The 12725-nt window shown below is 39.9% G+C and carries 13 protein-coding genes and 1 pseudogene; 2 read left to right on the top strand and 12 right to left on the bottom strand.

Annotated features, from left to right (window positions below; all coding sequences use genetic code 11):
* Positions 1–70: 70 nt before the first annotated feature.
* The 5 genes from gap to glk form a co-directional block, all read right to left on the bottom strand.
* Complete coding sequence (gap, locus tag ACNSN2_RS06125; RefSeq protein ID WP_418608789.1) at positions 71–1075, bottom strand: type I glyceraldehyde-3-phosphate dehydrogenase; 1005 nt, start codon at positions 1073–1075, stop codon at positions 71–73.
* Positions 1072–1704 carry a bifunctional 4-hydroxy-2-oxoglutarate aldolase/2-dehydro-3-deoxy-phosphogluconate aldolase gene (gene eda / locus ACNSN2_RS06120; protein WP_418608788.1) on the bottom strand — a complete coding sequence of 211 codons (633 nt, stop codon included), beginning with the start codon at positions 1702–1704 and terminating at the stop codon, positions 1072–1074. The genes gap and eda overlap by 4 nt, the downstream gene beginning before the upstream one ends.
* 33 nt (positions 1705–1737) lie before the next feature.
* Positions 1738–3588 carry a phosphogluconate dehydratase gene (gene edd, locus ACNSN2_RS06115; RefSeq protein WP_075169452.1) on the bottom strand — a complete coding sequence of 617 codons (1851 nt, stop codon included), beginning with the start codon at positions 3586–3588 and terminating at the stop codon, positions 1738–1740.
* Positions 3589–3926: 338 nt separating this feature from the next.
* Complete coding sequence (locus tag ACNSN2_RS06110; protein WP_010389842.1) at positions 3927–4940, bottom strand: LacI family DNA-binding transcriptional regulator; 1014 nt, start codon at positions 4938–4940, stop codon at positions 3927–3929.
* 29 nt (positions 4941–4969) lie between these two features.
* Positions 4970–5968, bottom strand: coding sequence for a glucokinase (gene glk, locus ACNSN2_RS06105; protein WP_055011881.1), 999 nt, complete (start codon positions 5966–5968; stop codon positions 4970–4972).
* A gap of 290 nt (positions 5969–6258) precedes the next feature.
* Here glk and ACNSN2_RS06100 point away from each other — a divergent pair, with 290 nt between their 5' ends.
* Positions 6259–7275 (top strand): LacI family DNA-binding transcriptional regulator, encoded by a 1017-nt coding sequence (locus tag ACNSN2_RS06100; protein WP_010389839.1) that lies wholly within the window; start codon positions 6259–6261, stop codon positions 7273–7275.
* 290 nt (positions 7276–7565) lie between these two features.
* Positions 7566–8195, top strand: coding sequence for a trimeric intracellular cation channel family protein (locus tag ACNSN2_RS06095; protein WP_010389835.1), 630 nt, complete (start codon positions 7566–7568; stop codon positions 8193–8195).
* 12 nt (positions 8196–8207) lie between these two features.
* Here ACNSN2_RS06095 and ACNSN2_RS06090 read toward each other — a convergent pair whose 3' ends face one another.
* The 7 genes and pseudogenes from ACNSN2_RS06090 to ACNSN2_RS06060 all read right to left on the bottom strand — a co-directional run bounded on the left by ACNSN2_RS06090 (position 8208) and on the right by ACNSN2_RS06060 (position 12676).
* Entirely contained in the window at positions 8208–8447 is a 240-nt protein-coding gene (locus ACNSN2_RS06090) for a DUF3955 domain-containing protein (RefSeq protein ID WP_418608787.1), read from the bottom strand.
* 110 nt (positions 8448–8557) lie between these two features.
* Positions 8558–8983, bottom strand: coding sequence for a GNAT family N-acetyltransferase (locus ACNSN2_RS06085; protein ID WP_418608786.1), 426 nt, complete (start codon positions 8981–8983; stop codon positions 8558–8560).
* 27 nt (positions 8984–9010) lie between these two features.
* Complete coding sequence (locus ACNSN2_RS06080) at positions 9011–9661, bottom strand: YidC/Oxa1 family membrane protein insertase (RefSeq protein ID WP_054200831.1); 651 nt, start codon at positions 9659–9661, stop codon at positions 9011–9013.
* Positions 9662–9801: 140 nt separating this feature from the next.
* Complete coding sequence (locus ACNSN2_RS06075; RefSeq protein ID WP_418608785.1) at positions 9802–10200, bottom strand: hypothetical protein; 399 nt, start codon at positions 10198–10200, stop codon at positions 9802–9804.
* Between the two features lie 258 nt (positions 10201–10458).
* Positions 10459–10815 carry a hypothetical protein gene (locus ACNSN2_RS06070; protein WP_178955971.1) on the bottom strand — a complete coding sequence of 119 codons (357 nt, stop codon included), beginning with the start codon at positions 10813–10815 and terminating at the stop codon, positions 10459–10461.
* Positions 10816–10878: 63 nt separating this feature from the next.
* The gene (locus ACNSN2_RS06065) at positions 10879–11346 is read right to left on the bottom strand and encodes a nuclear transport factor 2 family protein (RefSeq protein ID WP_290157684.1); all 468 of its coding nucleotides are present in this window, start codon (positions 11344–11346) and stop codon (positions 10879–10881) included.
* A 138-nt stretch (positions 11347–11484) separates the two neighbouring features.
* Positions 11485–12676: pseudogene (locus ACNSN2_RS06060) on the bottom strand (IS3 family transposase).
* Between the last annotated feature and the right edge of the window lie 49 nt (positions 12677–12725).

Here is a 12725-nt window from a genome sequence, read left to right as displayed (position 1 = left end):
CTAAAACACAAAAAAAGCCACGCAGTGCGTGGCTTGGCTGGATAAAGTAAAATTTAACTACACGGAAAAATTATAAATAAGCACCCAGCGCTTTAACTTGATCTAACATGCGGTTTGAGAAACCCCATTCGTTGTCGTACCACGCCATTACTTTAACTAATTTACCATCAGCACGCGTTTGCGTTGCATCAAAAATTGATGATGCTGGGTTATGGTTAAAGTCGATAGAAACAAGCGGCAGCTCATTGTACTCTAAAATACCTTTCATAGAGCCAAACGCAGCATCTTTAACTACTTGGTTAATTTCTTCAATACTTGTGTCACGCTTAGCAATAAATGTTAAATCAACTAACGACACATTAATTGTTGGTACACGTACCGCCATGCCATCTAATTTACCGGCAAGTTCAGGCAGTACTAAACCAACTGCTTTCGCTGCGCCCGTTTTAGTTGGGATCATAGATTGAGTCGCACTACGCGCGCGGTATAAATCTGGGTGGTATACGTCAGATAAGTTTTGATCGTTGGTGTAAGCATGAATGGTGGTCATGCTACCTTGTTCAATTCCTACTGTATCGTTAATTGCTTTAGCAACAGGCGCTAAACAATTGGTTGTACATGAAGCATTAGAAATAATGTTGCTATCGGCATTAATTACATCGCTATTTACACCGTGTACTACTGTAGCATCCATATCAGTACCAGGAGCCGATACCACTACTTTTTTCGCGCCCGCTTTAATATGCTTATTAGCTGCTTCGCGAGAAGTAAATAGCCCCGTACATTCAAGTACGATATCAACATTTAGTTCTTTCCACGGTAAATTAGCAGGGTCACGTTCTTGCGTTAGCGTGATCACATCATCGCCAATTAGCATAGTGTTATCTTTAAGTGTTACTTGCTGTGAAAAACGACCATGTACTGAGTCAAACTGAGTCAGATGAGCATTTACATTGGCTGGGGCTAAATCGTTAATAGCCACAATTTTAATTTCATTATTTTGCGCTGATTCATACAGTGCACGCAATACATTACGACCGATACGGCCGTAGCCATTAATTGCTACATTAATCATTTTTGACTCCTATTAACTTCACATGCTTGGCGAGCAAGCGTTTCAATAGCTTGCCAGTCTTTATTTTCAATAAGTTGTTTGTCTAACATCCACGTACCACCTACACAAATAACATTGTTAAGTGCTAAGTAATTAGGCGCAGTAGCTAAACTAATGCCACCGGTTGGACAAAAAGTAATATCAGGTAATGGGCCGCCAATCGACTTAATCATCGCAGTTCCGCCTGCGGCTTCTGCAGGAAAAAACTTTAAAAATTTAAAGCCGTGCGCTGCTAAGTTCATCACTTCGCTTGGGGTTGCTGCACCGGGTAAAAAAGGAATACTTGACTCTTTTGCCAATGCTAATAGTTCATCGCTTACGCCTGGGCTCACCATAAAGTCAGCGCCCGCTTCTACTGACGCGTTAAAGCTTGCTTTATCAACCACAGTGCCAGTACCTACATAGGCCTCTGGTACTTCAGCTTTCATTAACTTTACAGCTTGTGCAGCAATTGGTGTACGTAGTGTAATTTCAAGTGCTTTTAAGCCACCGTTGTACAACGCTCTTGCAAGTGGTGCGGCATCTTCTAGTTTTTCGATTACCACCACTGGCACAACGGGTGCCAATGCTAAGATTTTTTCAATACTCATTACTTGTTCCTCATTACCCAATATGGCTAATTATTATTCAAGTCCAAAAGCACTTGCACCTAAATCGGCACTGCTTACGATATTTCTAAATCCAGTAAATAATTCACGGCCTGTACCAAATGTTTGGCTAGCTTGGCTAATTTGTAGCTCACGCTGTGCAAGATCTTCGTCGCTTACATGCAGTTTTAAAATACCATTTGGCGCATCTAAAGTAACAATATCGCCTTCATGGATTTTAGCTATAATGCCGCCTTCAACTGCTTCAGGTGCTAAGTGGATTGCCGCAGGAACTTTGCCTGATGCACCCGACATACGTCCGTCAGTAACAATAGCCACTTTGTAGCCCTGATCTTGTAATGTTGCCATTACCGGCGTGAGCTTATGAAGCTCTGGCATGCCTTTAGCCTTAGGGCCTTGCTCTTTAAGAACAGCAATGAAATCTTGGTTAAGCTCACCACGGGTATAAGCGTCTTGTAACTCACCTTGTGAGCTAAATACTTTAGCTGGTGCTGACACCACTTGATGAGATTCTGCAACGGCTGATACTTTAATAACCGCCTTACCTAAGTTACCAGTTAGTAGCTGTAAACCACCTTGCTTGCTAAATGGATTACTTACAGGACGAAGTACTTCTTCATCATGTGAGTTTTCAGGACACGCAACCCATTTAACTTTACTAGGGCCATTGGCATCACTCATAATCAAGTTATCGTCTTTATCGAGTAGCGGCTCACACATGTAAGGTGCAAGACCTTCGCCTAAAATAGTGGTTACATCTGTATGTAGGTAACCAGCACCTGCTAATTCACGCATTAAGAAACCCATACCACCAGCTGCTTGGAAATGGTTCACATCAGCAGAGCCGTTAGGGTAGATACGTGTCAGTAGTGGTACAACAGCGGATAAATCAGACATGTCTTTCCACGTAAGCTGAATACCAGCCGCTTTTGCAATTGCCACAATATGGATTGCATGGTTGGTTGAGCCACCAGTTGATAGCAAACCAACGAGACCATTAATAATGGTTTTTTCGCTGATCACATCCGCTAAACACGGGCCATCTTTGTTTTCTGTAAGCTGCTTGAGCATGGTTTCAACTGCATTACCCGTTAAGCCATCACGCAATTCTGTGTATGGATTGATAAACGAGCTACCTGGTAAGTGTAAGCCCATAATTTCCATTAACATTTGGTTTGAATTTGCAGTGCCATAAAACGTACACGTACCCGCGCTGTGATAAGAAGCACTTTCCGCCTCTAATAACTCATCGCGAGATACTAAACCTTGGGCAAACTTCTGACGCACGCGTGCTTTGTCTTTGTTTGGAATACCTGACTGCATTGGTCCTGCTGGTAAAAAATACACAGGTAAGTGACCAAATGATAAAGCACCAATTAATAAGCCAGGAACAATTTTGTCACACACACCTAAACAAAACACACCATCAAATACGTCATGCGATAAAGAAACAGCAGTAGACATAGCAATAACGTCACGAGAGAAAAGCGATAGTTCCATGCCGTCACGACCTTGGGTAACGCCATCACACATCGCAGGTACACCGCCAGCAACTTGCGCGGTCGCGTCAAATTTAGTGGCAATGCTTTTAATTAAATCTGGGTATTCTTTGTAAGGCACATGCGCAGATAACATGTCGTTGTATGAATTAATAATTGCAAGGTTTGGCACCTCATCTGCTTTTAAACGCGCTTTGTCATCGCTGCTGCACGCAGCCATAACATGGGCAATATTGCCACAGCCTAAACCAGCACGAACTCTTGTTTGTTTTTTTGCGTGCGAAATACGATCTAAATAGGCTTGACGGGTTTGTTTACTGCGCTCAATAACGCGTTCTGTGACTTCTTGAATTCGAGGGTGCAACATAATTTTACTCATCTCTATTCGTTAGAGGATAAAGGCTCAGTAACAATTATAGACTCCACGAAAATAACTGTACTGAGCATCTTTGACTTACCCGTTCAAAGGTACGCTACCAGGGAGCCTCTCACAACAACCCTGACACCGGTGTCAGGGTATTAACGCATGACAATGACACCGGTGTCAACCCTGAGTAATAAAAATAGTCATTTTTTTTAACATGTGCAATAAATAAACGTGAATTTTTAGTGAAATATTAGCGGCAAATAATGAAGGTTAAAAATGCAGATAAAAAAAGCCCGAGTAAGCGTCACTCATACTCGGGCTACTGTGAAAAAGCGGTTTTATTTTACGGCTGCGGTTGACTCTCGCGTGATTAATTTTGCTTCTAAAATCACCTTATAAGGCGACTCTTGTGGCTCAATAATATGGGTAATTAACTGGGTAACAGCCTGTTTAGTCATCTCTTCTACGGGTTGCGCTATAGTAGTTAGTCCGGGCCAAATATGACGCGCTATGGGAGCGTTATCAAAGCCAGCAATAGAAATGTCATCTGGTACACGTAAATTACGCTGTGTAGCTAATTTAAGAACGGCGGCTGCCATGTAATCATTCGATGCAAATACAGCAGTAGGTCGTGGCGATAAATCTAAAATACTACGCGCACTGTCTACCCCTGAGTGATAACTAAAGTTACCCTCTTCAACTAAGCGTTCGTTAAATTCAATACCATGGCTTGCTAATGCGCGCCTGTAGCCTTTAAAACGCTGCTGTGTAGCACTGTGATCTGGGTGACCTTTAATAAACGCGATAGAGGTATGCCCTAGGTTTATTAAGTGCTCGGTAATTTCAAATGCGCCCTGCTCGTCATTACTGGTAACAGAAATAGAGTCATCTTCTAAAATAGCAGAAGCCACTCGAGCATAAGGAATTTTTTTCGACTTTAAAAAATCAACCAGTTCTGAAAAGTCACAAAATGGTGGCGTAAGTACTAAACCATCAAGGCGTGATGACTGTAATAGCTGCTCTATATTATTAATAAGTGCATCACCTCTGAGCTCACAAGGGTGAATCAGCAAGTTATAGTTGTTTTCTTGGCAAGCAGCTAATGCGCCTGTTTGCACCCGAGTAATATAACTTTTACTTGGGTTATCGTATAAACAACCAATAATAAAACTACGGTTTTGTGCAAGCCCTCGAGCAATGGGATTAGGTGTGTAATCAAGCTCCTTAAATACCGCCAATACTTTCTCGCGGGTGGCCGCGCTCACATTTGGTTCGTTATTCAGTACGCGCGATACCGTTTTTTTAGATACACCGGCATAACTAGCAACGCTATTTATAGTGACTTTTTTCATCTATTTATTTCCAAATGTATGCAACGTAATTAAACCTGTTGACTCGTATGCAAACACGCGGCAGCACCAATTAAAGGAATGTTGTCTTGTGTTACTAATGTGACCGGAATTTGACCTGTATATTGCGACATTATGCCCTTTTGTGAAAAGCGCTCAATGAAGCGGCTTTCCAGTAAACGAGCCTGCATTCTTGGTAATATGCCACCGCCAATATAAAGGCCACCAAGAGCACCATAAGCAAGCGCTAAGTCGCCTGCTACACTGCCAATCCAATCACAAAACTGATTAAGCGTTGCCTCACATACTTCACATTCACCGCTGTTGGCTAAGCTACTAATTTGTGCAGCGTCTAAATTCTTTGCGGCGACCCCTTTAACTGCAGCCATTGCTTTGTACAAATGAGCAATGCCTGGTCCAGAAAACACAGTTTCTACCGATACATGTGGGTGGTCTTTCTTAAGTGCTTGAATAAGCTGAGCGTCAAGTTCATTTACTGCCGCTAGAGAAATATGACCACCTTCTGAACTCATTACCGCACACGAATGTGCAGTTCTTACTAAACACGCTGCACCAAAGCCTGTACCTGGGCCCATTACACCAATATTTGCTGTGTCGTCTGCTTGGCCAGGTTTAACGGTTACGTTTTGAGAAGGATCTAAATACGGAGCGGCGTAAGCGAATGCAGCGAAGTCGTTTATTACGCTTAATTGTTCAAGGTCAAAATGCTGTTTGAAATCATTAACGCTAAAGTGCCAACCTAAGTTAGTTAAGTGAACTTGGCCTGCGTTGATTGGGCCTGCCACTGCTAGGCATGCGCGTTTAGGATTTATATGAGACACTGTTGATAAGTAATACTCGGTAGCACTTTCGAGGGAACCATAATTAGCACTTGGAAACGTATGATTATGCTCAATGGTAAATTGATTACTTGATTCATCAAACCCCGTGATCAACGCAAAGCGAGCATTTGTGCCGCCAATATCGGCAACCAGAATTGGATCAAAGTGTGTGCTAGAGTGTAAACCCATAGTGTTATCTCTTTTGTTTAAGTAATGAGTACTTATTATTTTAATGGGGTATCATTGATACTTATTTACTTTGAGCTATCACCTCAAAGCAGCTATCACTGTAAAAAAGGCTACCTTTAATAATAAAGGTAGCTAATACGTTTTGACAACAAAATGATAAAACGTCCTTATTGTGACACCGGTGTCATGAAAAAATCAATAAAAAAATGCCTTTATTGACAAATAAGCTTGAAAAAAATCACTAATAAACGAGAATAGCCCCTTATTGTCCTCTTAAATAAGTAATCGTGATGAAAGGTAAAGCCACCTCATTTGATATAGCCCACTATGCTGGGGTGTCTCAATCTACAGTTTCTCGTGCTTTACGAAATAGTCCCTTGGTAAATGATGAAACCCGAAGGCGGGTTCATGACATTGCCAAAAAGCTTAATTACAAAGTTGATAAAAACGCCAGTAACCTGCGCACTCAACAAAGTAGCACCCTAGCTTTATTGTTGTTTGAAGATCCGACCTCAGATGAATCGCAAATCAATCCGTTTTTTTTAGCCATGCTGGGCAGTATTACTCGTGCCTGCGCTAAAGAGGGTTACGATTTACTCGTGTCATTTCAATCTGCCAGTGCTGATTGGCAGGCAGATTACGAAGACAGTCACCGTGCAGATGGCATCATTTTATTAGGTTATGGCGACTACATAGATTTTCAGCCTAAATTTAACACCTTACTTGAACAAAACACCAAATTTGTTTGCTGGGGAGCAAGTGTTGATAACCGCCCTGATTTAACCATAAGTTGCGATAATTATGGCGGCGGTAAACTCGCCGCTGAGCATTTATTGGCACATAGCCGAAAAGACTGCGCGTTTATAGGCGATGCCTCTGATCATAGCCCCGAATTTTTTGCCCGCTTTAATGGCTTTAAAGACGCGTTACAACAAAACGGCATTACACTTAATGAGCGTAAAATTGCCAATGCTATCTCTACCGAAGAGTCTGGCTATCATGCCACTCGTTCGTTAATTGCTAATAACATCACCTTTAATGCACTTTTTGCTGCCAGCGACCTTATAGCAATAGGCGCAATACGGGCATTAAAAGAAGCCAATATTAACGTGCCAAAAGATGTAGCCGTAATCGGCTTTGATAATATATCTATTGCCAGTTACATTAATCCGCCGCTGACAACCATAGAGCAAAATACCACTATTGCTGGGCAAATGTTGGTTGAAAACCTATTAAAGCTCATTAGGGGTGAACAAGTTCAAAGCACCCTACTACCACCGCGTTTAATCGCACGTGGCTCAAGTTAATTCATTCAATAAAACCGCTTTTAAGAAGCAACAAAATTAAAGACAACAGCGCTCTTTTACCTTAAATTAATTCAGGCTTTATTGCATTTTTACGGTCATTTGTCCTTTTTGCTTTCAATACTAAAGCTGGTGCTTTCGTAACATTAACAGGCTATTCACACCTCGCTATCACATTAGTTTTTTTAATCTGAAAGCAGCTGTTTTTAATGTAATTTTTCACTCGTCAATGCATGCTTTTATCACTACAATCCTGTTTTTATTTTATTGTTAAAACTTCAAGCGATCATCTCATGCTATTAACCATCGTTTACATTATAGGTATTACAGCAGAAGCCATGACCGGTGCTCTTAGCGCTGGGCGCAGAAACATGGATTGGTTTGGTGTTATGTTAGTAGCCAGTGCCACAGCTATTGGTGGTGGTAGCGTGCGAGATATTTTATTAGGTAACTACCCACTTACTTGGGTAAAACACCCAGAATATTTACTGATCACTTGCCTAGCCGGTATTGTTACCACTTGGTTGGCAAAATGGGTGGTTAAATTTAAAGGCATATTTATGCGCCTAGATGCACTAGGGCTTGCTGCGTTTAGTATTATTGGCTGCCAAGTTGGACTTAATATGGGTTTGCACTATGGAATTTGTGTGGTCGCAGCTATAGTAACAGGTGTATTTGGTGGACTGTTGCGTGATTTAATTTGTCGCCAAGCACCATTAGTACTTCATCATGAACTTTACGCAAGCGTAGCGCTTATAGTCGCGTGTTTATACTTAGCGCTACACCACTACAATATTGATGACAATATCAGCGTGGTTGCAAGTTTAGTAGTAGGCTATTTAATTCGAATGGCATCGGTACGCTTTAAGTGGCGCTTACCAACATTTAATTTATTAGAACCCGCTAATTTAAATAATGAGTAATAACAGCAGCTTTTAATACCCACCTGCCCTAGCACTTTTAAATAGCCCGAATACTTTTCGGGCTAACAAACTAACCACAAAAAGAACTCCCAAAGCAAAACACAGTATGCTCAAGGGCATAAACACGCTTTCATGTAGAACACCATTATGATCAACATATTGATACACACTGTTTTCTATCAGCATAAAACCCGTGCCAAGCAATAAAAAGCAAACACTCAATGTGGCTGTTTTGTTTGAAAAAAAGCGCATAATCTATCCATAACTATTTTATTAAATTGTCGGGATAGCAGTTTGAATGTGCGAATATTAATCTACAGTGACTGAGCAACATTAATTTTTTAAAATAAAAGTCACAGCCATTAAACTAAGCTTTTAGACATATAATAAAATCTGTCGTCTTCTTTATCTATGCTGAAACCTGAACGTGTGTAAAGCTTGTGCGCAGGGCTTATTTTAAAAACCCGAAGCCTAAGTTGCATAGCACCTCTGTGCACAGCTAAACGAGCACCCTCATTAATTACTGCAGCACCAATACCCATATTTTGAAACGCAGCATCTACTTGTAGGTCACGTATATAGCAACCCTCATTATCAAAAGCCAAGCGCATTGCACCCACTACATCGCCATTTAACAAAACATCCCAATTTTCAAGGTCTGAAATTTGCTCACATATTTTAAGTTGCTGCCAATCAACACCATAATGCCCATAATATCCACGCATATTGGTATAGGTTAACTGTGCAGAAGCCATTAAATCGGCTGTGGGCTGATAACACATATTCATTATTGCCATTCCTTTGTTTAGCGACCTTTACAAAACTTGTTGTGCTTGCTGGTTTTTAAAATATTTATTTACTAATAATGACTGCAACAAGCTAGTACTACTTGATGCAGCCCAGTATAAACCAATTGCAGAAGGAAAGTTAACCAGAGTAACCACACAAATAATTGCGGGAATTAGGAACAATAAAGTGCTGGTTTGTTCTACGCTACCTGGCATCATCATCATAGATAGATATGTAATAGCTCCCACTAGTAAGGAAAGCGCAATGTCAGGCTTTGCAATACTGGCAATCCAGGCAAACTTACTAGTAAATACAATTTGTTGCAGAGCTTGAAAAGTTCCAAGGCCAAATACCCCTTGGCTTGCCATATTAATCACACTTTTTTTATCGATAAACTTAATGTTGTGCTTTTTATACAGCGCCATAGTTAACTTTGCGATTTCACTGGGCTGGTCTTTATGGTTGCTTTTTATGCTATCTAGCTCAGGTTTTAGTGCGGCAATTGCTTTTTTATTTCTAACCATATTAGCCATAGCGACAAGGTTAATCGGCATTAAAACTAATCGCCCAATAACGGTAAACAAAATAATTGCAGCCGCTTGGCTTACGCCCACATCTTGAGTAAAAAAGGTGATTGATTGCACGATCAAATCAGTAAATAAATTCCAAATTTCCATTTTAGTTTTCCTTTTAATATTATGTATTAAAAATAACCATCACGACATATTATGTCAACAGTTTATTTTAAACTAAAAATGGGTTGCTATGATCTAGAGTCAACTTAAGCGGGGGAAAGAGCAAATTCGAATCTAAAACTTTATTTGGCAGTGTGCTTTTTAATCCACCAGTTTGTAAATACTAAAACTAAAAAAATGCCTAAAAAGAAAAAATGCACTGCAACAAGAAAATAGTATGTCTGCGGACTTTGTTGGACAAAATAGTCAGTATTTCCTTTCCAAGAAATATACCCCTCCGAAAAAGCATAATATAATTTGCTAGCTAAAATTATGCTGAGCAAAGATGTGATGACTTTTACGAAAACGAGCCTAGAAAAAAAGTCACGGTCTTTGAGAACTTGTCGTTCTTGAGGCTTGTTGGCCGCAACCTCAATCTGTTGGCAAATTTTAAAATACCGAAGTGGGTAAGCTTGCTGATCAATTGAGCTGCGCGCCTCCAATAACTCTTGGAGGCTATAGTTTTGGTAATCTGGCTCCATTAAGTATCCTGCGTAGATGCCTATAGATAATGACTCCCACACGGTGTTAGCTTAATTCAATGCTAGAGCCATAATTAGTTTGTCAATTAACTAAACGACAAACGTTAACATGAATAAACATTCACATAAAGAATTCAATGACGCCCATCCTAACTGCCAGCTATAAACTTAATCATAATTAAATTCCTAAATACATTCTTACTTCTGTATATGTAAGAAATCCAATTATCTTATAAGTTTATTTTATTGAGCATACACTTAAGTAATAACAGCAGATATTACTATTAATGCCCCACTAAACATCAACCAAAAAAAAGCAAAAACAAACCACTTTTGAATATGTTTAGGTATACTCTGCCTTTTTTCAAACATTCCGTAACGCTTAGCATGAAAGGACCAAATAAAAACCGTAGCGTATTGTAGAATTCCGCTAGCGGATAAAAAGATGTTAAGGCTATAAAACTTAACACCATCATCAAGAGTTTCTTCGAGTAATGGTAACCACTTAGTTTTTAAGTAAATAACCAAACCAATCCAAATAAAAACACCTATACAACCACCGAAAAAAAAGTATGCTGAAATGACTTGAATGGAAGATGGATCAATTAATTGCATTATTTTATACCATTCGCTTCATATAAAACTTCCCCTTTTGACTCACCATACTTGTTATGTGAATTATTTTCCGTATCTGCGAATTACAGATACTTTACCATTTTCTAACTCTAAAACATCGAGTACCACTTTACTGTAACTAAACTCAGAGCCATCGGAGCGTAAGCCTTTAGCAGAGAAAGTATGTTTAAGTGCAATAGAGTTATAACCGACAATATACTCAAGAATTTTAGCTTCATACTCTGTATGAACACCTAAATAACGTGACATACCTTCACGCATTAGTTTTTTACCATTAGCCTCTCTTGAGTCATCTGGCGCGTTAGGAAAATGTTGATTACCAACATCATCAGTTAAGAATGACAAGTAAATCTCTAAGTCTTCTTTAGATGCTCCTGGTTGTTGTGTATTAGTCATTGCTTGATGGTATTGCTTAACAAAATTCTCATAATCAAATTTATCATCACTCGCAAAAGCAATGGTTGAAATTAGAGAGATTGAAATAGCTAGAATTGAAATATATTTGTTCATTGGTACTCCTTACCGTGAGATTCACATAACGCCTAATTAACAGGCAAAAAGTAGTTGGCTAAAATAAGTGAACGGAGTGAACAAAAAGCCAACTGTTTTTTGTGATCTTCACCCGATAAAGTGGACACCGTCCACGTTTCAATTAACTGCCAATTCAAACTCGGCAGGTGATTTATATCCTAAACTCGAATGCAATCTCTGTCTATTGTAAAAATAATTTAGGTAAACCTTTAATTTTGATAATAGTTTACCGCTGCTCTCAAATTTATTTCCTCGAATTAAATCTGCTTTAAGCGAATAAAAGAACGACTCGACTTCTGCGTTGTCAGTACAGCACCCAGGCCTATTCATACTGGCTTTGATGTTTTTGCTAGCCAAATACTTTTGTACAACGTGAGCACGGTATTCTGCGCCTCGGTCAGTGTGAAATAATACACTCTCTGTTGGCTGTCGTTTCTTTATCGCAAGCCTTAGCGCCTTTAACGTAAGGTCTGTTGTTTTGTTTTTACCAAACGCCCAGCCGATTACTCGACGTGAATATAAGTCGATAACCACAGCAAGGTAATGCCAACGAGCGCCGACTTTTAAATACGTAATATCGCCAGACCATTGCTGATTGATCCCCGTGGCCTTTTCACTATCTTTGCGTTTGTTTTCTATCTCTTTATAAAAGAACTTCACCTTCGCCGGTTTGCTGTAAGTCTTAAGAGCTCTGGCTCTTAAACCGTTTTCTCGCATTAAGCGGGCAACACGTTTTTGGCTTGTGTTTATACCTTCTTTTTTTAGCGCATGAAATACGCGTGGGCTACCATAGGTTTGATGATTTACATTGAAAACGTGCTTTATCTTCAACAACAAATTAGCATCTGACAGCGCTCTAGCTGACACTGTTCTGTCACGCCAAGCATAAAACCCACTACGCGAAACATTAAGCCAAGAACACAAGTATTTTACACCTAAGGCTTGTCCGAATTTTTGGATGAATCCAAATCGTTCTGATGTACTTCCGCCAGATACCGTTGCCACTTTTTTAGCAGGTCATTCTCCTGCTTAAGACGCTCATTTTCTTTCTTAAGCTTTTGAATGTTATCCAGCTTTTTTTTGTTGGGAATTTACTCATTGTTTCATTGTTGCTTTGATAGCGCGGTACGTTTTTAAACTTACCTTCTCGATACTCTTTTCGCCAACGACTCAGTATTAACGGATGAATATCTAGCGCCTCGGCAACGTCCTTTGACATGACATCGTCTCGTAAGCTTAGTTCGACTGCTTTGATTTTAAAATTAACTGGGTAAAACCATGTCTTTCTAGGTTGGGTATATCTAGGCATTTTAGCCTCCTCAAAGTAATGAGGAGGTGTCCACTAAAACGGGTGAGGA

The sequence above is a fragment of the Pseudoalteromonas sp. US3C1013 genome (assembly GCF_048401115.1).
GTDB classification, from domain to species: Bacteria; Pseudomonadota; Gammaproteobacteria; order Enterobacterales; family Alteromonadaceae; genus Pseudoalteromonas; species Pseudoalteromonas undina.
This window is presented reverse-complemented; position numbering and strand designations above follow the sequence as displayed.